This window comes from Arthrobacter sp. 3Tela_A, from assembly GCF_049311025.1.
GTDB lineage: Bacteria > Actinomycetota > Actinomycetes > Actinomycetales > Micrococcaceae > Arthrobacter_B.
The window spans coordinates 59,925-83,377 of sequence record NZ_JAXIOM010000009.1 but is presented as its reverse complement, the minus strand read 5'-3'; the positions used below and the strand labels follow the sequence as shown (position 1 = coordinate 83,377).

The 23,453-nt window shown below is 64.4% G+C and carries 18 protein-coding genes and 1 pseudogene; 16 read left to right on the top strand and 3 right to left on the bottom strand.

Going from position 1 to position 23,453, the window contains the following annotated elements; genetic code table 11:
• Nucleotides 1–353: 353 nt before the first annotated feature.
• Nucleotides 354–1,724 carry a phosphoglucosamine mutase gene (glmM, locus tag TVC13_RS05090; protein ID WP_422400144.1) on the top strand — a complete coding sequence of 457 codons (1,371 nt, stop codon included), beginning with the start codon at nt 354–356 and terminating at the stop codon, nt 1,722–1,724.
• Between the two features lie 22 nt (nt 1,725–1,746).
• On the opposite strand, the gene mscL is transcribed toward glmM, so the two are convergent.
• Together mscL and coaA are read right to left on the bottom strand one after the other, a co-directional pair.
• Nucleotides 1,747–2,154 (bottom strand): large conductance mechanosensitive channel protein MscL, encoded by a 408-nt coding sequence (mscL, locus tag TVC13_RS05085; RefSeq protein ID WP_422400143.1) that lies wholly within the window; start codon nt 2,152–2,154, stop codon nt 1,747–1,749.
• 52 nt (nt 2,155–2,206) lie between these two features.
• Entirely contained in the window at nt 2,207–3,187 is a 981-nt protein-coding gene (gene coaA / locus TVC13_RS05080) for a type I pantothenate kinase (protein WP_422400142.1), read from the bottom strand.
• Between the two features lie 114 nt (nt 3,188–3,301).
• Between coaA and glmS the strand changes: the two genes are divergently transcribed.
• The 15 genes and pseudogenes from glmS to TVC13_RS05005 all read left to right on the top strand — a co-directional run bounded on the left by glmS (nt 3,302) and on the right by TVC13_RS05005 (nt 20,861).
• On the top strand, nt 3,302–5,179 hold the full coding sequence (gene glmS / locus TVC13_RS05075) for a glutamine--fructose-6-phosphate transaminase (isomerizing) (RefSeq protein WP_422400141.1): 1,878 nt from the start codon (nt 3,302–3,304) through the stop codon (nt 5,177–5,179).
• 40 nt (nt 5,180–5,219) lie between these two features.
• Nucleotides 5,220–5,570, top strand: a complete 351-nt coding sequence (locus TVC13_RS05070; RefSeq protein ID WP_325789262.1) for a holo-ACP synthase — start codon at nt 5,220–5,222, stop codon at nt 5,568–5,570.
• 9 nt (nt 5,571–5,579) lie between these two features.
• On the top strand, nt 5,580–7,121 hold the full coding sequence (locus TVC13_RS05065; RefSeq protein WP_422400140.1) for an NAD(P)H-hydrate epimerase: 1,542 nt from the start codon (nt 5,580–5,582) through the stop codon (nt 7,119–7,121).
• Nucleotides 7,122–7,176: 55 nt separating this feature from the next.
• A complete protein-coding gene (gene glgX / locus TVC13_RS05060; RefSeq protein ID WP_422400139.1) occupies nt 7,177–9,363 on the top strand; it encodes a glycogen debranching protein GlgX in 2,187 nt (728 codons plus the stop codon).
• Nucleotides 9,360–11,681, top strand: a complete 2,322-nt coding sequence (treY, locus tag TVC13_RS05055; protein WP_422400138.1) for a malto-oligosyltrehalose synthase — start codon at nt 9,360–9,362, stop codon at nt 11,679–11,681. Before glgX ends, treY begins: the two co-directional genes overlap by 4 nt.
• On the top strand, nt 11,678–13,447 hold the full coding sequence (treZ, locus tag TVC13_RS05050) for a malto-oligosyltrehalose trehalohydrolase (protein WP_422400137.1): 1,770 nt from the start codon (nt 11,678–11,680) through the stop codon (nt 13,445–13,447). Before treY ends, treZ begins: the two co-directional genes overlap by 4 nt.
• Nucleotides 13,448–13,495: 48 nt before the next feature.
• Nucleotides 13,496–14,542, top strand: a complete 1,047-nt coding sequence (mgrA, locus tag TVC13_RS05045) for an L-glyceraldehyde 3-phosphate reductase (RefSeq protein WP_422400136.1) — start codon at nt 13,496–13,498, stop codon at nt 14,540–14,542.
• An 8-nt stretch (nt 14,543–14,550) separates the two neighbouring features.
• Nucleotides 14,551–15,057, top strand: a complete 507-nt coding sequence (locus tag TVC13_RS05040; RefSeq protein WP_422400135.1) for a GNAT family N-acetyltransferase — start codon at nt 14,551–14,553, stop codon at nt 15,055–15,057.
• A 34-nt stretch (nt 15,058–15,091) separates the two neighbouring features.
• Nucleotides 15,092–16,297: an alanine racemase gene (gene alr, locus TVC13_RS05035; protein WP_422400134.1), complete on the top strand. Its 1,206-nt coding sequence runs from the start codon at nt 15,092–15,094 to the stop codon at nt 16,295–16,297.
• A complete protein-coding gene (gene tsaE, locus TVC13_RS05030) occupies nt 16,294–16,836 on the top strand; it encodes a tRNA (adenosine(37)-N6)-threonylcarbamoyltransferase complex ATPase subunit type 1 TsaE (RefSeq protein WP_422400133.1) in 543 nt (180 codons plus the stop codon). The genes alr and tsaE overlap by 4 nt, the downstream gene beginning before the upstream one ends.
• A gap of 50 nt (nt 16,837–16,886) precedes the next feature.
• On the top strand, nt 16,887–17,555 hold the full coding sequence (gene tsaB / locus TVC13_RS05025) for a tRNA (adenosine(37)-N6)-threonylcarbamoyltransferase complex dimerization subunit type 1 TsaB (RefSeq protein WP_422400132.1): 669 nt from the start codon (nt 16,887–16,889) through the stop codon (nt 17,553–17,555).
• 26 nt (nt 17,556–17,581) lie between these two features.
• Nucleotides 17,582–18,061, top strand: coding sequence for a ribosomal protein S18-alanine N-acetyltransferase (rimI, locus tag TVC13_RS05020; protein WP_422400146.1), 480 nt, complete (start codon nt 17,582–17,584; stop codon nt 18,059–18,061).
• Nucleotides 18,058–19,134, top strand: coding sequence for a tRNA (adenosine(37)-N6)-threonylcarbamoyltransferase complex transferase subunit TsaD (gene tsaD, locus TVC13_RS05015; protein WP_422400131.1), 1,077 nt, complete (start codon nt 18,058–18,060; stop codon nt 19,132–19,134). The genes rimI and tsaD overlap by 4 nt, the downstream gene beginning before the upstream one ends.
• A 114-nt stretch (nt 19,135–19,248) precedes the next feature.
• Nucleotides 19,249–19,854, top strand: a pseudogene (locus tag TVC13_RS05010) (ATP-binding protein).
• Between the two features lie 29 nt (nt 19,855–19,883).
• Nucleotides 19,884–20,861 (top strand): arsenic resistance protein, encoded by a 978-nt coding sequence (locus tag TVC13_RS05005; protein WP_422400145.1) that lies wholly within the window; start codon nt 19,884–19,886, stop codon nt 20,859–20,861.
• A gap of 107 nt (nt 20,862–20,968) precedes the next feature.
• On the opposite strand, the gene TVC13_RS05000 is transcribed toward TVC13_RS05005, so the two are convergent.
• A complete protein-coding gene (locus TVC13_RS05000) occupies nt 20,969–23,203 on the bottom strand; it encodes a DUF222 domain-containing protein (RefSeq protein ID WP_422400130.1) in 2,235 nt (744 codons plus the stop codon).
• Between the last annotated feature and the right edge of the window lie 250 nt (nt 23,204–23,453).

Below are 23,453 nucleotides of genomic sequence, written 5' to 3'. Positions count from 1 at the left end.
CCCCCCCGGCCCGCGGGGGGGCCCCCTTCTGCGTACCCGGACCTCGGAGGACAGAAGAGGTCTGAACACCCTGACAGCGCGCAGTATGGGCGCGAACCGCCGGGCAGAAGGGAAAACGCGTCCCTGTGCGGCATCGGACACGAGTATGTTAAAGCCCCAAGCCAGCGCAGGGTTCGCCGGTTGGAGCAGCGCAGAAATCCGCGCTCCTGCCCGGCCCGTCGAGGCCGGCGTTTCGCCGGAGCTGGTCTTCTGGTGGCAGAATAGGCGCGGGGGTTGCGCCTGTTCCCCAGCCCGGTGATGCGTATCCCTGTATTTCCGGCCTCCCGGCGACCACATGCTTTAAGGACACTTCTATGACACGACTGTTTGGTACCGACGGCGTTCGGGGTCTGGCCAACGGACTGATCACGGCCGAGGTGGCCCTTGGACTGGCCCAGGCGGCCGCAGTGGTGCTGGGACACCGCCAGGTACCGGCAGGCAAGCGTCCGGTTGCTGTTGTGGCACGCGACCCCCGGATCAGCGGCGACTTCATCTCCGCCGCAGTGGAGGCAGGCCTCGCGAGCTCCGGCGTCGACGTCTATGACGCGGGCATCCTCCCCACGCCCGCGGCGGCGTTCCTCGTAGCCGACCTCGATGCGGACTTCGGCGTCATGATCTCGGCCTCGCATAATGCCGCACCGGACAACGGCATCAAATTCCTCGCCCGAGGCGGCCAGAAGCTCGACGATGCCCTCGAAGACGCCATCGAAGCAGAAATGGACGCTCCGAGCCTGCGCCCCACCGGCGCCGGTGTCGGCAGGATTAAACGTTTCGCGGACGCCGAGGACCGCTATGTCGTTCACCTGCTGCAGACCCTTCCCAACCGCCTTGACGGGCTAAAGGTAGTCCTGGACTGCGCGCACGGTGCTGCCAGCGGCTGCTCGCCCCAGGTCTTCGCCGACGCCGGCGCAGAAGTGATCGTCATCGGCGCGGATCCGGATGGCATCAACATCAACGACGGTTACGGGTCAACCCATCTGGGCCCCCTCCAGGCCGCTGTCCAGGAGCACGGTGCGGACCTCGGCATCGCCCATGACGGCGACGCCGACCGCTGCCTTGCCGTGGATGCGGATGGCGGGATCGTGGACGGTGACCAGATTATGGCCATCATGGCCGTAGCCATGAAAGCGTCGGGTGAACTGAAGGACGACGCCCTCGTAGCCACAGTCATGAGCAACCTTGGCCTCAAGCTGGCCCTTCGTGAGGCCGGTATCTCCATCCGGGAGACCGGGGTAGGGGACCGGTACGTCCTGGAAGCCATGCGTGAAGGCGGCTACAGCCTGGGCGGAGAACAGTCCGGCCACGTCATTTTCTCCAAGTACGCCACCACAGGTGACGGTGTGCTCACGGGACTGCAGCTCGCTGCGCAGGTGGCCAAGACCGGACGCAGCTTAAAGCAGCTTGCCAGCATCATGGACAAGCTTCCGCAGGTGCTCATCAACGTCAAGAACGTGGACAAGACAGCAGCCGCTACCAACGAAGCCGTCCGCCAGGCGGTAATCGACGCCCAGGAGAAGCTTGGGGAAACCGGACGCGTCCTGCTGCGTCCCTCGGGCACCGAACCCCTGGTACGGGTGATGGTGGAGGCAGCGGACATGGAAACAGCGCAGAACGTTGCTGCCAGGCTGGCAGCAGTGGTGGAAGCGAACCTGTCGCTGAAAGCTTCCGAGGGCGCAGGCGTCTAGTCCCGGGCCGGTCGAAACGCGGCTAGTGTTTCGGCCCGCCAGGTGACTGTGCGGTAAGCGCATCCCGGATTTCGGTCAGCAGCATGACCTGCGGATCCGCGCTCTGCTCCGGGGTGATTCCGAGCCGCCGGTTCCTGCGTTCGATCATCTTGTTCATGGGCAGCACGATCGCGAAGTACACGGCTGCCGCAATGAGCAGGAAGTTGACGACGGCAGTAAGCAGGACGCCGAACTGAATCTGGTTGCCGTTAAAGTCAACCGCGGCGAAGCTGTCGAAGTTCGGCGAGCCCACGAGCCCGGAGATGAACGGCATAAGCACCGCATTGACCAGAGCGTTCACCACGGTCGTAAAGGCCGCGCCGATGATCACGGCAACCGCCAGGTCCAGGACATTGCCCTTCATGATGAAGTCTTTGAATCCCTTTAGCATGTCGCCAGAGTAGCCGCCGGAAGGCCCGGCTACACCGTCATGTCCGAAGATTTCAGGTCTTGCGCAGCAACATGCGCCGGACGGAGTGGTCGGCGTCCTTGGTGAGTACCAGCTGGGCCCGTCCGCGCGTGGGCAGGACATTGGTGACCAGGTTGGGTTCGTTGATGCGCTTCCAGATGTCCAGTGCCGTCTGGCGGGCTTCATGGTCTGTCAGGGCAGCGTAGCGGTGGAAGTAGGACGCCGGATTCGCGAACGCTCCGCTGCGCAGGGACTGGAACCGCTGCACGTACCACTCTTCGATGTAGGAGGTCCGGGCATCGACGTAGATGGAGAAGTCGAAGAAGTCGCTCAGGGCCAACCCGGACCGGCCGTCCGGGCGCGTGCGGGCCGGGGCCAGCACGTTCAACCCTTCGACGATCAGGACGTCCGGACGCCGGACGACGATTTCTGAGTCCGGAACAATGTCATAGGTGAGGTGGGAGTACCGGGGAGCACGGACTTCCTCGGCTCCGGACTTCACAGCGCTGACAAAGCGCAGCAGCCGGCGGCGGTCGTAGCTCTCCGGGAAGCCTTTGCGTTGCATCAGGCCGCGGCGCTTGAGCTCCTCGTTGGGGTAGAGGAAGCCGTCAGTGGTGATCAGTTCCACGTTCGGTGTGTCCGGCCAGCGGCGGAGCATTTCCCGCAGCACACGGGCTGTAGTGGATTTGCCTACTGCCACCGAACCGGCGACGCCGATCACGAACGGTGTGCGGGTGGTCTGTTCGCCCAGGAAAGTTGTGGTGGCGCTGTGCAGCTTGCCGGCAGCGGCAACGTAGAGATTCAGCAGCCGGGACAGCGGAAGGTAGACCTCCCGTACCTCATCCAGATTCAGCTGGTCCCCGAGTCCGCGCAGACGGGTGATGTCTTCCTGGTTCAGCGGAGATTCGATTTCGTGGGACAGGCGTGACCAGGTCTGCCGGTCCAGTTCAACGAACGGAGTGAAGTTTGTCTCTTGGCCGTTGCTGGACGTTGGCTTTGGGGTTGGTTCGGTCACTCTAGGAATTGTGCACTGCCCCGCCGGTCTATCCAAACGGTGAAGGACTCGGGCCCTGCAGGCCGCCGGGCAGCGTTTACTGCCGCAGCGGCTGCTGCCGGTACTCTTAGAGGCATGTGTGGAATCGTAGGTTATACCGGCCGCCCGGGCGCAGCCGCAGCAATTGGACACAACGCCCTGGACGTTGTCATGGAAGGCCTGAAGCGCCTTGAATACCGTGGCTACGACTCGGCAGGCGTTGCTGTGCTGACTTCCGGCGGCATCGAGTCCCGGAAGAAGTCCGGCAAGCTGGCGAACCTGATGGCGGAGCTGGACGCCGCGCCGCTGCCCGAAGCAACCACCGGTATCGGCCACACCCGCTGGGCCACCCACGGCGGCCCGACCGACGGCAACGCCCACCCGCACCTGGCGGACAACGACCGCCTTGCGCTGATCCACAACGGCATCATCGAGAACTTTGCCGAGCTCAAGGAAGAGCTCCTGGCCGCCGGTACCGTGTTCCGCTCCGAAACTGACACTGAGGTGGCTGCTGCACTGCTGGGCCGCATTTACGCCGGCGACGGCGGTCGGGACCTCACCCTGAGCATGCAGCTTGCGTGCCAACGGCTTGAAGGCGCCTTCACCCTGCTTGCCGTCCACGCTGACTCCCCGGACACCGTGGTGGCCGCGCGCCGGAACTCTCCGCTCGTCGTCGGCCTGGGCGACGGCGAGAACTTCCTCGGGTCCGATGTCTCCGGCTTCATCGACTTCACCCGCCGGGCTGTTGAACTGGGACAGGACCAGATTGTCACCATCACCCCGGACTCGGTGGAGATTACCGATTTCCACGGAGCGCCTGCCAAGGGCACCGAGTTCGATGTGAACTGGGACGCCGCTGCCGCGGAAAAGGGCGGCTATGACTCCTTTATGGAAAAGGAGATCAATGACCAGCCGCAGGCTGTAGCGGATACCCTGCTGGGACGGTCGGACGCTGACGGCCGCCTGACGCTGGATGAGCTCCGGGTCAGCCCGGAGGAACTGAAGTCGATCAGCAAGATCATGGTCCTGGCCTGCGGTACATCCGCGTACGCCGGCCAGGTGGCCAAGTACGCCATCGAGCATTGGTGCCGCATTCCCGTTGAGGTCGAACTCAGCCATGAGTTCCGCTACCGGGACCCGATCGTTAATTCCAATACGCTGATCGTGGCGATCTCCCAGTCGGGGGAGACCATGGATACGCTCATGGCCGTCCGCTACGCCAAGGAACAGGGCGCCAAGGTCCTGGCCATCTGCAACACCAACGGTTCCACCATTCCGCGTGAGGCAGACGCCGTCCTGTACACCCACGCCGGACCGGAAATCGCGGTCGCGTCCACGAAGGCATTCCTGGCGCAGATCACCGCCACCTACCTCCTGGGCCTGTACCTGGCGCAGATCCGCGGCAACAAGTTCCAGGGCGAGATCAAGGACATCCTGGCCGACCTGGGCAAGGTTCCGGCCAAGATCCAGCATGTGCTGGACAGCGCAGAGGAAATCAAGGAACTGGGCAACCTGATGTCCAGCGCCTCCTCCGTACTGTTCCTGGGCCGGCACGTTGGCTTCCCGGTAGCCATGGAAGGTGCCCTGAAGCTGAAGGAACTGGCCTACATCCATGCTGAAGGCTTCGCCGCCGGTGAGCTCAAGCACGGACCGATCGCGCTGATCGAAGAAGGCCAGCCGGTCTTCGTTGTGGTGCCGTCGCCGCGCGGCCGTGATTCGCTGCACGCCAAGGTGGTTTCCAACATCCAGGAAATCCGCGCCCGCGGCGCCAAGACCATCGTGATAGCCGAAGAGGGCGACGACGCCGTGAAGGCCTACGCGGAGCACGTCTTCTACGTGCCTGAAACGCCAACCCTGCTGGCGCCGCTGCTGACCACGGTTCCGCTGCAGATCTTCGCCTGTGCCCTGGCCACTGCCAAGGGATACGACGTGGACCAGCCGCGCAACCTGGCCAAGTCCGTCACCGTCGAATAATTCGAAACCAGCCGTCAGCCGAGGGACCAGGGGGAGCAGCATGATTGTCGGTATCGGAGTGGACGTGGTGGACGTCCCGAGGTTCGGCCGCCAGCTGGAACGGACCCCCGGGCTGCGTGCCCGGCTGTTCGTCCCGGCTGAACGTGAACTGAACCTGCGTTCGCTTGCAGCCCGGTTCGCGGCAAAGGAAGCCGTAGCCAAGGCGCTTGGCGCACCGGCAGGCATGAACTGGCAGCACTGCCAGATTGAGCTGGACGCCGCCGGAGCGCCCCGGGTCCGGGTCGAGGGCACTGTAGCGGCCGCTGCGGAAGCCCGCGGTGTTCGGGTCTGGCACCTGTCGCTAAGCCATGACGGCGATCTTGCCACTGCCATGGTGGTCGCTGAAGGCTAGTCTGTACGCATGATCAGTGCGTACTCCGGGACCGCGGTCCGGGCTGCCGAGCGTCCGCTGCTGGACGAAGGCGCCGGGGCAGAGCTTATGCAGCTGGCAGCCCACGGGCTCTACACTGCCGCGGCACGTCTGGTTAAGGAGCGGCGGGGCCGGCTCTACGGTTCCCGGTGCGTGGTCCTTGCCGGCGCCGGCAACAACGGGGGAGATGCCCTGTATGCCGCCGTCAGGCTGCTGCGGCGCGGTTGTGCTGCCACCGCCGTCCTCACCTCCTCTTCCGCGCACCCCGATGCCCTGGCAGCGTTCCGGACCGGCGGCGGACGGATTCTGGCCCTGGCTGAGGAAAACCTCGACGAAGCCCTGCGGCTTTGCGGAGACGCGGACCTGGTTTTGGACGGCATCCTCGGGACCGGCGGCAAAGGGGGCCTGCGCGGCCCCGCAGCCGGTCTTGCCGCCCTGGCACCGGCGCGGCTGCGCCGCGGCCAGGCCCCCGCCGTCGTCGCCTGCGACCTTCCCAGCGGTATCGACGCGGACACGGGGCAGGCACCCGGACCTCACCTGAGCGCGGACCTGACGGTGACTTTCGGTGCGCTGAAGGCCGGGCTGACGGCCGGCCCCGGAGCCGTGGCATCGGGGCGCCTTGAAGTTGTCGACATCGGGATTTCTTCCTATCTGGGCGTTCCGGCCGTCCAGCGGCTCCTGACGCCGGACATTGCGGCGCTGCTGCCGCAGCCTGCCGCCGGAGACCAGAAATACACCAGGGGGGTGCTGGGCATAGCCGCCGGATCCGAAACGTATCCCGGGGCGGCCGTACTGGCTACCGGCGCTGCCCTGGCAACCGGCACCGGGATGGTGCGGTACCTGGGTCCGGAGCCCGTGCGCCGGCTGATCAACCAGACCCATCCGGAAGCTGTCTGCGCAGACAGCACGGTATCCCTCACCCATGTCCAGGCCTGGGTTGCCGGGCCCGGTGCCGGAACGGATGAAGCGCAGCGGCGCCGCGCGGTGGACGCGATGGCTTCCGGGCTGCCGTGCGTGATCGACGCCGATGCCCTCTCCGCCGTCGAACCGGGCCTGGGCCCGCAGGTGATCCTGAGCCCGCACGCCGGTGAACTCTCAGCCCTGCTGGGCCGGCTCGGCGAATCAGCGGCGCGGGCTGCGATCGAGGCCGATCCGCTGACCTGGGTGCAGAAAGCTGCCGAACTGACCGGCGCCACCGTCCTCCTGAAGGGATGGGCGACACTGGTTGCTGCGCCCGACGGCGGCGGTGTCTACAGCCAGGCAGAGGCAACACCCTGGCTGGCCACTGCGGGCAGCGGGGACACCCTCTCCGGCATCCTGGGTGCCATGCTCTCCACAGGTCCGGAATCCGCCCCGGAACCGGGCTACTACGCGCGCGTCGCAGCGGCGGCAGCCAGCATCCACGGACGTGCCGGCACGCTCGCCGCACGCCAGGGGCCGGTGCAGCCCGCCCTTCTGCCCGAAGCCGTCCGGCAGGTGATCTCCGCCATCACCCAGTGGCGCCCCGGGTCCGGGGAAGCTGGCATACTGTAGAAAAGTAAGCAGGCATAGTATTTTGCCTGCCAACCACCGCAGTCAGGAGCTTTGAATGGAAGTGTGGCCCGGAGATGCCTACCCGTTGGGAGCAACCTACGACGGAAACGGCACGAATTTCGCCCTCTACAGCGAAGTCGCGGATTCCGTAACTCTCTGCCTGTTCGGCGACGACGGCTCCGAATCCTGTATTCCGCTGACCGAAGTGGACGGTTACGTGTGGCACTGCTACCTGCCGCATGTGGTGCCCGGCCAGAAATACGGCTACCGGGTGGACGGACCGTACGATCCCGCGCAGGGGAACCGCTGCAATCCCAACAAGCTCCTGCTGGACCCCTACGCGAAGGCCGTCTCGGGCCAGGTGGAATGGGACCAATCCCTGTTCGGCTACAACTTCGGCGACGAGGACTCACGCAATGACGAGGACTCCGCGCCGCACATGATGAAAGCCGTGGTGGTCAACCCGTTCTTCGACTGGGACGGAGACCGGCGTCCGCGCACCGAGTACCACCAGTCCGTAATCTACGAGGCACACGTCAAGGGCCTCACCGAGCAGCACCCCGAGGTTCCAGAGGATCAGCGTGGAACCTACGCCGGCATAGCGCACCCTGCCGTAATCTCACACCTGCAGAAACTGGGCGTGACCGCCCTGGAGCTTATGCCGGTGCACCAGTTCGTCAACGATTCAACCCTGCAGGAAAAGGGTCTTTCCAACTACTGGGGCTACAACACCATCGGCTTCTTTGCCCCGCAGAACACCTACGGTTCCACCGGCGAGAACGGCCAGCAGGTGCAGGAATTCAAGGCCATGGTGAAGGCCCTGCACACGGCCGGCATCGAAGTGATCCTCGACGTGGTCTACAACCACACCGCCGAAGGCAACCAGCTGGGCCCCACGCTCTCCTTCCGCGGCATCGACAACGCCGCGTACTACCGGCTGGTGGAGGACGACAAGCGGTACTACATGGACTACACCGGCACCGGCAACTCCCTGAACGCGGGCAACCCGCACTCGCTGCAGCTGATCATGGATTCACTGCGTTACTGGGTGACGGAAATGCGCGTTGACGGTTTCCGGTTTGACCTGGCTTCAACCCTGGCCCGCGAGTTCTACGACGTGGACAAGCTCTCCACCTTCTTCGAACTTGTCCAGCAGGACCCCGTTGTCTCCCAGGTGAAGCTGATCGCTGAGCCGTGGGACATTGGCCCCGGCGGCTACCAGGTGGGCAACTTCCCGCCGCAGTGGACCGAATGGAATGGGAAGTACCGCGATACGGTGCGGGATTTCTGGCGGGGAGAGCCCTCCACGCTGGGGGAGTTCGCCTCCCGAATCACTGGTTCCGCTGACCTCTACGAGTCCTCCGGACGCCGCCCGGTAGCCTCCATCAACTTCGTTACCGCCCACGACGGGTTCACCCTGCGCGACCTGGTCTCCTACAACGAGAAGCACAATGAGGCTAACGGGGAAGACAACAACGACGGCGAATCCCACAACCGTTCGTGGAACTGCGGGGCCGAAGGTCCCACGGACGACCCTGCTGTCCTGTCCCTGCGCGCCCGCCAGCAGCGCAACTTCCTGGCCACCCTGCTGCTCTCCCAGGGCGTTCCGATGATCTCCCACGGTGACGAGCTGGGCCGGACCCAGAACGGGAACAATAACGGCTATGCCCAGGACTCCGAACTGACCTGGATCAACTGGGAAAACATGGATACGCCGCTGATGGAGTTCACCGCCGCGGTAAACAAACTGCGCGCCGAGCACCCCACGTTCCGCCGGCGCCGGTTCTTTGACGGGCGCCCGGTGGAACGCGGGGAAGAAGACGTCCTGCCGGACATTGTCTGGCTCAACGACGACGGCACACCCATGAAGCCGGAAGACTGGGACAGCCAGCTTGGCCGTTCCCTGGGTGTCTTCCTGAACGGGCAGGGTATCCGGGGCAACGACCGCCGCGGCCAGCCGATTACGGATGCCAGCTTCCTGCTCTACTTCAACGCAGACGACGACGCCGTAACCGTCACGCTGCCGCCGCAGGAATACGGCGACCTGTGGGACCAGATCATCGACACTGCCGGGGAGGGAGCCGACGCGGATCCCGTTGGCAGCGACGGAAAACTTGAGGTCGCCGCAAAGTCCATGATCGTGCTGCGTGCCCACCCGCAGGAGGAAGAAGTACACGACCATTCAGTAGCGGCTTCCCTGGCAGCGCTGGCCGGGGCAAAGACCCGGGAGGCCACCGTATGAGGGCGCCCCGCTCTACGTACCGGCTGCAGCTGCACGAAGGATTCACCCTGTACGACGCCGCTGCCCTCGTCCCGTACCTGAAGGACCTGGGGGCGGACTGGGTTTATCTCTCGCCGATCCTGACCGCAGAGCGGGGCTCTTCCCACGGCTATGACGTCACGGATCCGTCCGCCGTCGATCCGGCCCGCGGCGGGCCCGAGGGCCTGCGGGCGCTGGCCGACGCCGCACACCAGGCCGGCCTGGGGGTGCTGGCGGACATCGTTCCCAACCACATGGGCGTCGCTACCCCGGCGGCGAACCGGTGGTGGCATTCGGTGCTGCAGGAAGGACGCGGCTCACGGTACGCCGAGGCCTTCGACATTGACTGGGATGCCGGGGCAGGACGGCTCCGGCTGCCCGTGCTCGGCGAGAACAGCGATGCGCTGGATGATCTGCGGATCGAGGACGGCGAGCTGCGCTATTACGAGCAGGCTTTTCCCATCGCTGCGGGAACGTACACTCCCGGCGACACAGCCCGGCAGGTGCATGACAGACAGCACTATGAACTGGTCAGCTGGCGCCGCGCCGATGACGAACTCAACTACCGGCGGTTCTTCGGCGTGAATACGCTGGCCGGTGTCCGGGTTGAAATTCCCTGGGTCTTTGACGAAACCCACGCTGAGATAGGGCGCTGGTTCCGCGAGGGACTGGTGGACGGCCTGCGCATTGACCATCCGGACGGGCTGGCGGACCCAGCCGGTTACCTGGAGCGGCTCAGTGAGCTCACCGGCGGGGCCTACGTGCTGGTGGAAAAAATCCTGGAACCGGGCGAAAAGCTGCCCGAACGCTGGCCCGTGGCAGGGACCACCGGCTACGACGCGCTCGCCGAGGTGGACCGCCTGTTCGTGGACCCGCAGGCCGCGGCACTGCTTACGGATGCGTCCGACGCCGAGCCCTACCGGCACATGATCCATGACACCAAGCGGGCAGTTGCCGATGGGCTGCTGCACTCCGAGGTCCAGCGCCTGGTGAGGCTGCTGCCCGAAGACATTGGACTGGATACAGCCACTGCCGCGGATGCCATAGCCGAGCTGTTGGCGTGCTTCCCGGTCTACCGCAGCTACCTTCCCGACGGCGCCGGCTACCTTGAAGAGGCGGGGCTGAACGCCAGGGTGCGGCGGCCCGACCTGGAACCAGCCTTCGAAGAGCTGCTTCCGCTGCTGCGCGGGAACGGCGCAGGTTCCTCCGGCGAATTGCAGGAACTGCAGGAACTGCCCGTACGGTTCCAGCAGACCTCCGGCATGGTGATGGCAAAGGGCGTGGAGGACACCGCCTTTTACCGGTACTCCCGTCTCACCTCCCTCAACGAGGTGGGTGCCGATCCCTCCCTGTTCGCGCTTGAACCGCATGACCTGCACCTGGCGATGCTGATGCGGCAGCAGGACGCACCCCATGCCATGACCACGCTCAGCACCCATGACACCAAACGCAGTGAAGACACACGGGCGCGGATCAGCGCGCTGTCCGAGATTCCGCAGCAGTGGTCTGAAGCCGTTGCAGAGCTGGAGGAGCTGCTGCCCCTGGGCGACCGTCCGCTGGCAGACCTGCTGTGGCAGGCACTCGTTGGAACCTGGCCGCTGGAACGCGAACGCGCCCACGCCTACGCGGAAAAGGCAGCACGGGAAGCCGGGCAGAGCACCACCTGGACGGCTCCGGACGAGGCGTTCGAGAAACAGCTCCACGCCCTGGTCGACGGCGCCTATGACCACCCGCAAGCCAACGCGCGCCTAACCACCGTGGCGGAACGCATCAGTGCCGCAGGACGGTCCAACGCACTCGGAGCCAAACTCGTGCAGCTGACCATGCCCGGCGTCCCCGATGTCTATCAGGGGACAGAACTGTGGGACCACTCCCTGGTGGACCCGGACAACCGGCGCCCGGTGGACTACTCGCTCCGCACCGCCGCGGCCGCTGTTGAGGCAGGCACACCGGTACCCGTCGACGCATCGGGAACTGCCAAGTTCCACGTCACCCGCGAGGCCCTCCGCCTGCGCCGGGACCGGCCCGAGCTGTTCAGCGGTTACTCTGCCGTGGGCACCGAAGGACCGGCCGCGGAGCATGTATTCGGCTTTGACCGCGGCGGTGCGCTCACCCTGGTGACCCGTCTACCCCTGGGACTTGAGGCCGCCGGCGGCTGGAGGGGGACCCTCGTTCATCTTGCGCCGGGAACCTACACTGACCAGCTGACCGGCAGGAGCCACAACGGCGGCAGCGTGGACGCCGAAGACCTGTTTGAGCATTATCCCGTGGCGCTGCTGGTCCGTCAGGAGGCAATGTGAGCACTGTATTCAGCGTATGGGCACCGCAGGCCCGCACCATGAGGCTCCTGGCCGGCGGCCGGGAAGTTGCCATGGACCCCGGAGAAGACGGCTGGTGGCATGCCGTCCCTGCCGTTGAGGAACCCGCAGGCGAGGAAATCGATTATGGCTACCTGATCGATCAAGCGACAACGCCGGTGCCCGATCCGCGGTCCCGCCGGCAGCCGGAAGGTGTCCACGGCCTCTCCCGGACTTTTGACCCGTCCGGTTTTCAGTGGACGGACTCGGACTGGGTCTCTCCCGGCATGGCCGGGGGAGCGATCTACGAACTGCACATCGGAACCTTCACCCCCGAAGGCACTCTGGACGCCGCTGCCGCGAAGCTGGGCTACCTCGCTGACCTGGGCGTGCAGTACGTGGAACTGATGCCGGTCAACGCCTTTAACGGCACCCACAACTGGGGTTACGACGGCGTGCTCTGGTACGCGGTCCACGAGGCCTACGGCGGACCCCGCGCATACCAGCGCTTCGTAGATGCCGCCCACGCCGCGGGGATCGGGGTGATCCAGGACGTCGTCTACAACCACCTTGGTCCCAGCGGTAACTACCTGCCGCTGTTCGGTCCCTATCTGCAGCAGGGCAGTGCCACCACCTGGGGCGATTCGCTGAACCTGGACGGGCCGCTGTCAGACCACGTCCGCCGCTACATCCTGGACAACCTCGAGATGTGGTTCCGCGACTACCACGTGGACGGGCTGCGGCTGGATGCAGTGCATGCCCTGCGGGACGAGCGGGCCCTCCACATCCTGGAGGAAATGGCTACGCTGACGGACAGCCTCGCAGCCGACCTGGGCGGAACGTTGTTCCTGATCGCCGAATCGGACCTGAACAATCCCCGGCTGATCACACCGCGGAACCTGGGCGGGTACGGCATTGCGGGGCAGTGGTCGGATGACTTCCACCACGCGGTGCACAGCAACCTCACGGGCGAAACCCAGGGGTACTACGCGGACTTTGATTCGCTTGAGGCCATCGCGAAGGTTGTCACCAACGGATACTTCCACGACGGCGGGTTCTCCTCCTTCCGGCACCGCAGCCACGGCCGGCCGCTGGACAAGTCAGTGATTACGCCCCGGCAGCTGGTGGTTGCCGTTCAGAACCATGACCAGATAGGCAACCGGGCCGCCGGTGACCGGAACACGGCTGTCCTGGGCTACGACCAGCTGGCCCTTGCCGCCGTCCTGAACCTCGCGTCGTCGAACACTCCCATGATCTTTATGGGCGAAGAATTTGGTGCCTCGACCCCGTGGCAGTTCTTTACGTCCCATCCGGAGGAGGAGCTGGGCAAGGCCACGGCTGAGGGGCGCCTGGCGGAGTTCGCACGGATGGGCTGGGACCCGTCCCTGGTTCCCGACCCCCAGCACCCGGATACGTTTGCCCGGTCCAAGCTCGACTGGTCCGAAGTGGGTGATGACGGGCATGCCCGGCTGCACCGGCTCTACCGGGACCTGCTGGCACTTCGACGCACGGTACCGGAGCTGACCGAACCCGATTTCCGGAACATCAGCGTGGACTTTGACGAAATCTCACGCTGGCTGACCATTCACCGGGGGGACGTCGTCGTCGCGTTGAACTTTGCCGATTCACCGCGTGAGCTCCCCGTGCCCGTTTCCGGTGAGGTCCAGGTGCTGCTGGAGACGGCACCGGTCCTGACGTACGACGGCGCTGTGGAGCTTCCCGGCTACGGCGCAGCCATTCTCTCCGGCCCCCGGAACGGGCAGGACTGACCTGGCGGCTTCCTCGATTACCCCGGCCACCGATGGCAGGATGGAGCCATGACGTACACTCCCGCAGAAAACCGCTACGAATCCATGCCCTACCGCCGCGTTGGCCGCAGCGGACTGCAGCTGCCTGCCGTCTCGCTGGGACTGTGGCACAACTTCGGGGACGACGTGCCGTTCGAAAACCAGCGCTCCATCCTGCGCCGGGCCTTCGACCTGGGAGTCACGCACTTTGACCTCGCCAACAACTACGGCCCGCCGTACGGCAGCGCGGAAACCAATTTTGGCCGGCACATGAGGGACGACTTCCGGCCGTTCCGTGATGAACTCATCATCTCCAGCAAAGCCGGGTACGACATGTGGCCGGGTCCCTACGGCAACTGGGGCTCGCGCAAGTACCTGCTCGCGAGCCTGGACCAGTCGCTGGAGCGGATGGGACTGGACTACGTGGATATCTTCTACAGCCACCGTCCGGACCCGGAAACCCCGCTGGAAGAGACCATGGGCGCACTGGACACTGCCGTGCGTTCCGGCCGGGCACTGTACGCGGGCATCTCGTCCTACTCCGCTGAGAAGACCATCGAGGCCGCGCGCATCCTGCGGGAGATGGGCACACCGCTGCTGATCCACCAGCCCTCCTACTCCATGCTGAACCGCTGGGTGGAACAGGGGGATCCGAATCTCTTCCAGGCACTCGAAGCGACAGGCGCGGGATCCATTGCCTTCTCCCCGCTCGCGCAGGGACTGCTGACCAACAAGTACCTCGGCGGCGTTCCGGAGAACTCCCGTGCCGCTGCCGGAAAGTCGCTGGATCCGTCCCAGCTTTCGGAAGAGAACCTGGACCGGGTTCGCGGACTGAACCGCATTGCCGAGTCCCGCGGCCAGACGCTGGCACAGATGGCGATCGCCTGGGTGCTCCGGCCCCAGCGGAACGGCAATTCCATCACGTCGGCGCTGGTCGGAGCATCCAGCGTCAAGCAGCTTGAAGACAGCCTGGCGGCGGTGCAGAACCTTGACTTCACGGACAAGGAACTGGCGGACATCGACACTTTTGCCCAGGACTCGGACATCAACCTCTGGGCCGCCGCCCTGGACGCCTGATCACAGCGTTGGGGATAGGTATCCGCGAAGCGGCAGCTGCAGACTGGCCGCAGATCTGGCGGCTGATGGAACCGATTGTCCGGGCCGGTGAAACGTACTGCTGGGACCGGGACATGGCAGAAGACGAGGCGCGGGACGTCTGGCTGGAGCCGCGTCCCGCGTACGTCTACGTTGCCGAGGAAGCCGGGCAGATTCTTGGCACGGCCCAGCTCCACCCCAACCGGCCAGGCGGCGGCAGCCATGTTGCCAATGCATCGTTCATGACTGCCGCTCCGGCCAGCGGCCGCGGCGTCGCCCGGGCCCTCGCGGCCCATGTGCTGGAGCAGGCCGCAGCGCAGGGTTACCGCAGCATGCAGTTCAATGCTGTGGTCCAGACCAACGAGCGCGCGGTGGCTCTCTGGGAGTCCCTGGGCTTTAGGATCCTTGCCACAGTTCCGGACGCTTTCCGGCACCCGGTCCACGGATTCACCGGCCTGCACATCATGCACAAGGACCTCGGGGAGCCCCGCCGGTGATTCCCTGCCAGGTCCGCAGTGAAAGAATGGATCCGTGAATTACCTCGAAACTGTCCCCGCGGCGGAGCGCAGCGCCGTCGTCGATCTTGCCGCGATCCGGCACAATGTCCGCCACCTCGCCGAAATCGCCAAGCCCGCCCGTCTTATGGCGGTGGTCAAGGCTGATGCCTATGGCCACGGTGCGCTTGAAGTGGCCCGTGCAGCGGTCGACGCCGGAGCGGCCTGGCTTGGGACGGCACACATTTCCGAGGCCCTGGCCCTGCGCACGGCGGGAATCTCCACACCGGTGATGGCCTGGCTGCACACCTCGGACAGCGACTTCTCGGCAGCGATTGCCGCCAATATCGACATTGGTGTTTCCGGCTGGGAGCTGGAGGCCGTGGTGGCTGCGGCACGTGAACTTGAAGTTCCGGCCCGGGTACACCTGAAGATTGACACCGGGCTGGGCCGCAACGGATGCCCTGAAGAACTCTGGGAATCCTTTGTCGGCGAGGCCCTGGCCTACCAGGAGGACGGTCTGCTGCGCGTGGTGGGCATCTTCTCCCACCTCGCAGTCGCAGACGAGCCGCGCCGGATGGAAACCGACGAGCAGCTGCAGAAGTTCCGCGAAGCAGTAGCCGTGGCCGAAGATGCCGGCGTGGACCACGAGGTGCGGCATATCGCCAACACTCCTGCCGTCCTTTCCCGGCCCGATTCGCACTTCGACCTGGTCCGGGTGGGACTGGGCATGTACGGCCTGTCCCCGTTCGCGGGCCAGAGCGCCGAGGAACTGGGACTCATCCCGGCCATGACGCTGAAGACCACGATTGCCAACTGCAAGGAAGTACCCGCTGGGCAGGGGGTCTCCTACGGCCTGCACTACCGCACTGCCGAACCCACTACGCTTGCGCTCGTTCCCGTTGGCTATGCCGACGGGATTCCCCGCGTCGCCACCGGCGGACCCGTTATGGTCAACGGCGAGGTTTTCCCCGTGGTGGGCCGCATCGCCATGGACCAGATGGTCATTGACCTGGGCCGGACCGGTGTGGCCGGAACTCCGGATTCCTTCCTGGGCAAGGAAGCGGTGCTGTTTGGACCTTCCGGATTCCCCAGCGTGGATGAGTGGGCCCAGGCCAGCGGTTCCATCAACTACGAGATCATCACCCGGATCAGCGGCCGCGTTACGCGCAGCTACGTCGACTCAGGATCAGCTGTTGGCGCTGTGTCCCTCGACGCGGATTCCGAAGCGGTGCTCCCATGAACTCCGGTACCGAAGCACCAGTCTGGGAGCACGACTACAAGACTTCCAGCGCTGCCCAGACACAGGACCTGGCCCGCGCCCTTGGCGGTGCGCTGCTGGCCGGCGACCTCCTGCTCCTGACGGGTGAGCTGGGCGCGGGCAAGACGACCTTCACCCAGGGTCTGGGCGAAGGCCTGGGCGTGCGGGCAGGGATCATTTCCCCCACGTTCGTTCTGGTGCGCATCCATCCTGCCCTGGGAGAGGGACCCGACCTGGTGCACGTGGATGCTTACCGGCTCGGTTCTGCGGCCGAGATAGATGACATTGACCTGGAGAACACCATGGACACTGCGGTGACGGTGGTGGAGTGGGGGCGCGGGCTGGTGGAGCATCTTTCCGACAGCCGGCTGGAAATCACCCTGCTGCGTGCCACCGGGGGAGAGCCTGGCGCCTCAGGGGAAGTGGTCACGGACTTCTCAGCGGAGGACGACGACGAGGAACGGACCATCCGGATCGCCGGGTATGGTCCGCGCTGGGAGCAGCCTCCGGCACTGGGGTAGCTCGGGCGCTGTGTAAGGGCCCGACGGCGAAACTGCGTAAAATAGAAACCGTGCTTATCCTCGCCATCGATACCTCCGCCATTGCCAGTGCGGCACTTCTAACCGGTGAGGGAGAAACGCTCGCGGCGTTCGCCACCGAGGACACCAGGTCCCACGCAGAGGTGCTGGCTCCCGGCATTTCGAAGCTCCTCGAAGAAGCCGGTGTAAGCGGTGCGCAGATCGATGCGCTGGTTGTCGGCGTCGGGCCCGGTCCTTTTACTGGTCTCCGCTCGGGCATTGCGACCGCCCGGACCCTTGCTTTCACGTGGAACAAACCGCTGCACGGGGTCATGAGCCTTGATGCCATTGCGGTGGACGCTGCCCTTGATGCCTGGCGGGCCGGAGTGGACGAGTTCGTCGTTGCCACCGACGCCCGGCGCAAAGAGGTCTACTGGGCGCATTACCGCAGTACCGGGGGAACTCCGGAACTGCTGGACGGCCCGAACGTCACCTCACCCTCCGAAGTGCCCCCGCTGCCGGCCTATGGCGCCGGTGCCGCTCTCTATCCCGATGTCCTGCATGCCGTGCAGGACTTTTCCCGTGCCCAGCCGACGGCTGAAGCGCTGGGCCGCACCGCCGTCGTACGTCTTGTCCGTGGTTTGGAGCTGCTTCCTGATCTGCCGCTTTACCTGCGCGAATCAGATGCCAAGGTTCCGGGCCCGCGGAAGCGTGCCCTGTGAGTGGGCAGCTCCCGGTGATCCGGGTCATGACGGAGGACGACATTCCTGCCGTGGACGCGCTTGAAAAGGCGATGTTCCCCGTTGATGCCTGGCCTACCGAGATGTTCTATGACGAGCTCCGGCAGCACGATACCCGGTCCTACTACGTGGCTGAGGCTCCGGACGGGACGGTCATAGGGTATGCCGGGCTGATGTGTGTGCTGCCCATTGCGGATGTGCAGACGATCGCCGTCGATGCCGCGCATGAAGGTGCGGGTACCGGTTCCCGGCTTCTGGCCACTCTTTTGGATGAGGCGAAGGTCCGCGGTGCCGATGATGTGCTGCTGGAAGTCCGTGCCGATAATCCCCGTGCGCAGCGGCTCTACCGCTGGTTCGGGTTTGAACAGATCCATGTCCGTCCGCGCTACTACCGGGACGGAGCCGATGCGCTGATTATGCGTTTGGAACTTTCCTCCTGGCATGGTGCACCGCCGCGCGGAACCAACCCTGTGAAGGACGTCCAATGAACCGCACCGAACCTCTGGTGCTTGGCATCGAATCCTCCTGCGATGAGACCGGTGTCGGTATTGTCCGGGGAGATACGCTGCTGACCAATGCCGTGTCTTCCTCCATGGAGGAGCACGTCCGCTTTGGCGGTGTCATTCCGGAAATCGCTTCCCGTGCGCATTTGGATGCCTTTGTTCCCACGCTGCGCCAGGCTCTTGCTGAGGCAGATGTAACCCTTGACGACGTCGATGCCATTGCAGTGACGTCCGGTCCCGGTCTTGCCGGTGCCCTGATGGTTGGTGTTTGTGCTGCCAAGGCTCTTGCTGTGGCTACCGGCAAGCCGCTGTATGCGATCAACCATCTGGTTGCCCACGTGGGCGTTGGTGTTCTTGATGGCGGCAAGCTTCCGGAGAATCTTGGTGCCTTGCTGGTTTCCGGCGGACATACTGAAATTCTTCGTGTTGGTTCTCTTACTTCGGATGTCCGGCTGTTGGGTTCCACCATTGATGATGCTGCCGGTGAGGCTTATGACAAGGTTGCCCGCATTCTGGGTCTGGGTTATCCCGGTGGTCCTGCTATCGACAAGCTTGCCCGCCAGGGGGATCCGAAGGCTATCCGTTTTCCCCGCGGTCTGACCCAGCCGAAGTACATGGGTACTGCTGAGGTTCCCGGTCCGCACCGGTATGACTGGTCTTTCTCTGGTTTGAAGACTGCTGTTGCCCGTTGTGTGGAGCAGTATGAGGCTGCCGGCCAGGAGCTTCCTGTTGCGGATATAGCTGCGTCTTTCCAGGAAGCAGTTGTGGATGTGATTACCTCCAAGGCTGTTCTTGCCTGTACTGAGCAGGGGATTACGAATCTTTTGCTTGGTGGCGGTGTTGCTGCGAACTCCCGGCTTCGTGAGCTCACTGCTGAGCGTTGTGCTGCTGCCGGTATTTCGCTTCGTGTTCCTCCTATCCGCCTGTGCACTGACAACGGCGCAATGGTTGCTGCTTTGGGGGCGCAGATTGTTATGGCTGGCGGCGAACCTTCCGGTGTTGATTTCACTCCGGATCCGTCCCAGCCTGTGACGAGTATTCACCTGCCTGCTGCCTAGCGGTGTTCCTGGTTCTCAGCTGCGGGGCCTGTACTGGTACCGGCCTGGGGAGCGGGGCACCAGAACGGGGCTGAGCGCCGGTCTGGGGTGCAGGCCGGGATCCGGGATGAGGCCATGCACCGGAGAGCAGATCTCCTTACCCCCACCGCGTCTCCCACAATTGTTCCTGGTATTTCCCAATCATTGCGACGGCGACGTGGCCTCAGCCAGGAAGCCGCTATGGCCGCCGTGGACCAGGCGTGCCGGCAACTGCGTTTACCCACGATTCGGGCGGTCGTGGACGAAGCGATCACCACGGCGAATAACAGCTCTCCTATCAAGGGTTCCTGGCCGAACTGCTTCTGGCCGAATGTGACGACAAGGGAACCGGCGACGCTCTATCCGACGGGTCAAAGCCGCCGGTTTCCCACGGGATAAATGGTTGGGAGACTTCGACTACGAAGCGAATGGGTACCGCAGCCGCGGAGAAGGGTTACCGAGTCAGATACACCCTCGCCACCCGACTCGTGAACGCGAAGAAAAGTATTCGGTTGCTATCGCGTCCAACGAGTCCTTCTCCGGTTGGACGAAAACCTTCACCGCCCCAGGCCTGTGCGCAGCGATTGTCGACCGTCTCACCTTCGGGGAAACATCATCGAAACCGGCACCGATTCCTACCGCCTCGCACACACCGCAACCAGAATCTCAGGAGGCAGGCAGAGGCCGGAGGCATCACCTTGAGGGACAGCCTCTAGGGTGGAACTGTGAACATGACGCGCCTTGTTGAGAGCATTGAACGACACCAAATTCCTCTCTATCTCCTGGCTATCGTCGCCGGTGGCCTCTTCGGCTGGTTGATTCCAGCCGCCGCTGAACCACTGGAAATATCGATCAACCCAGTACTGGGCCTGCTGTTGTTCGCCACGTTCCTCGGGATACCGTTTGGGAAAATCGGTCAGGCCCTCCGTGACTTCCGGTTCATGGCCACCGCCATGATCCTGAACTTCATCATCGTGCCCGTCGTCGTCTTTGGTCTCTCACGCTTCGTCGCCCACGACCAGGCCCTGCTCATCGGGGTGATGATGGTCCTGCTTACCCCGTGCATCGATTACGTCATCGTGTTCTCCGGATTGGCCGGCGGATCCAGTGACCGGCTTCTGGCGGCCGCACCCTTGCTGATGCTTACCCAAATGCTGTTACTGCCGCTTTACCTGCTGCTCTTCATCGGCCCAGAGATTGTCTCAGCCATCGAGCCTGGGCCCTTCCTGGAAGCCCTCGTGGTGCTTATCATCATTCCCCTCATGGCAGCTGCTCTGACCCAGCGGTGGGCACGCCGAGCACTGGCTGCTCGCCACCTGATGGACCTCATGCAGAACCTAATGGTTCCCCTGATGATGCTCACCCTCGCGGTCGTGATCGGGTCCCAGGTCGTCGGCGTCGGGCAGGAACTACGTTCACTGCTTGCGGTCATACCGATCTACGTCGCGTTCCTGATCATCATGGTTCCCGTAGGAATGATCGCTGCACACAGCGCTCGTCTGGATGCGGGCAGCACGACAGCTGTGGTGTTCAGCGGTGCGACCAGGAACTCCCTCGTCGTTCTCCCACTAGCGCTGGCACTACCCGAACCCCTGGCCCTGGTTGCCCTAGTCGTCGTCACGCAAACGCTCGTAGAGCTCATCGGGATGGTCACCTACGTCAAGGCCGTACCCCGACTGATTTCATGCAGCATCACCAGCCACGCATAGCGACAAGACCAACGAAGCTCTCTTGGCTAACTCAGCTGACTCGGGCCATTTACCACCGTCACACCGGGGCCAGAACTAGTTGACACAATCACCGCCCGGTGAATCCACTAGAACGGCGGCGGGTCGTCGTCTGTGTCATGCGTCTTCCGTGCCGGATTATCCTGTTGCGGGATCCGTAGTCCGGCGGTCTGTTGTGCTGGGGCGTAGTCCAGTGTGGCGTCGGTGGTGTAGGTGCGTCCGGTGGGGGAGTTCCATTCGATGGTTCCGGGTTCGGGTTGGCGGGCTTTCCAGTGGCCGAGGGTTTTGAAGCGGTGGTGTTTGGGGCAGAGGTGTTCCAGGTTCGTATGGTCTGTGGGTCCGCCGTGGGAGAAGGGTGTGGTGTGGTCGATCTCGGCATGGGTGACGCTGACTGAGCAGCCGGGGAATCGGCAGGTTCCGTCCCGGGCTTGGAGCCAGCGTTTGAGTCCTGCGGGGATACGCCGTGTTCGTCCGACGTTGAGGATTTCGCCGGTGGCGGGGTCTTGGAGCAGGGGTGTCCAGTGCAGGGCGTCGAGGATCATGGTCCGTGCGGTGTCTGCGCTGATTGGTCCGTAGCCGTTGAGTTCAGCGGGGTTCTCGTTGAGTCCTGCCAGTGTGTCAGCGTTGATCAGGACCATGACGTCGGTGCGGACTTTGGTCCGGTTCCGGTTCCGGTGCCGTTCGGCCCGGCGTGGCCGTTTCGGTTCCGAGTTCGTAGGAGGGGTGGAGGCCGGCGGTCCAATGGAGTCGGGGACGGGACCGGTCTCGGTCTCAGTCTCGGTCTCACTTCCGGTCTCGGTAGGAGTGTCTAGGGGCTTCACCTGTGCAGTGCCGCCCCCGGTGCCTGTGCCAGTGCCCACACCAGTGCCGGTGCCGGTGCCAGGGAAAGCGGCACCGCGGGAGCCATGGCCATGGCCATGGCCGGTGCCAGTGCGAGTGCCGGGGCCGGAGAAAGCGGCAGTGCCAGTGCCAGTGCCAGTGTGACCGCCGGTGCTTGAGCCGGGGAAAGTGGCAGTGCCGGTGGAAGTGGCTCCGCGGCAGTCGCGGCCATCGTTGGTGGGAGTGCCGGTGCCAGGCTTGTCCTGACTGCTCGCTGCAGTACCGGGACCAGAACCAGGGCCCGTGGTTGTGAGCGCTGGTTCGCCTTCGAGGAGCAGTTCGGTGAGGGTGTCGGCGCGGAGCTGGTCCATGGTTCGCGGGTCTCCGGCTCGTTTGCCGGCTTTGGCAGCACTGGTGAGGGCAGCGAACATGGCCTGGCCCTTCTCCGCGGCGATGATCGCACTCAGGCAGGACATACCGTCCGGCAGGGGCTGGAACATCACCCGGCGTTTGTCCTTCGCCTCACGGTGACGGACCGGAATCCGATCCGGAAACCGGGACTCACGGAGCCTGCGTGCCCGCCGGCCGAATCCGGCAGCCGTCCGCCCTTCGGCTGCAGTGAGCAGGTCCCGTTCAAACGCAGCCCGTACCGTCAGTGCACCGGTGGCGAAATCGCCTTGTCCGTCGGCGGCGGCTCGCCCGTCCTGCATGCCGCCTGGAGAGTCGGGGTAACTTCCGTCGTCCGTTCGGGTCCCATCAGTGTCGACGGACCAGCTGTCCTCATCGCTGCCATCAGGGTCCGACTGCGCGCCCGAACCATCGATACCAAGGTCAAGCTGTCCAGAGTCCCGGGAAGACGGGTCGTCGACCACTCCTTGGCCCGGGCCGAAAGCCCCGCTCCCTGCCGCGTCGGCTTCCGGGACTTCGATGATGTCGGTGGGCAGGTTATGGGTTTCCTCAAGGATGATCCGCGCGTGTTGAATAGCGATCTTCCCCTCGGAAAGACGCGTAAGGGTCTCCGGAGCGTCAGCACACAACCTCGAGGATTCGCTGATCAGCTGCATCGCAGTCATATGCGGAATGTTCAGGACCGTGGATGCCTCGGCTGCCGCAAGGCTCATGGCCAGCGCTGGTTCCTCCCTGCCTGAGGCATCGGCGATGTCCCGGGCGAAGAGAACCTCCAAACGGGCGGCAACACGTGCCTGCTGAGCTTGCGCCCAGGAGACCAGCATCCCCAGACGCTGGAGTGCGGACACGGTTTCGTCATAGCCCAGGGAGTCTGCACCACGAAAAGACAATTGGCCCGCAAAACCTTCCGGCAGGGACGCCGCAGCCGCATCACTACCCAGCGCAGGATCGGCACAGAACACCGCACCGGTGGGTGTATCGTGCCGCGGGTCCGCACCGGCTGAGGGCGAAGAAGGATCCCGCGATTCCGTACCCGGCACACCGCTCTGGTCCCTGTCAGCTGACCGGGAGGACGGGGTGTCCGAGGAGCGGTTCATACCCCAACTCTTTCAGCTGCCACCGACATTTATGGGCCGAAAACGGCCCTTTTCAGGACCACCGATTACCGGTTATCTACCCGCTTTTGACTGGGATGAGAACGCTGGCTACGGGTGCCATTGGCCATACCGGTTGCCAGGCTAGGGATGGATGCTCTTACAGACGGCACCACTGAAGCAGGATGCAGCGCCAGGTTTGGTTGGCCGCATGGAGGCACCCGGACGGCCGGTGGCTGCACACGGCCGGTGG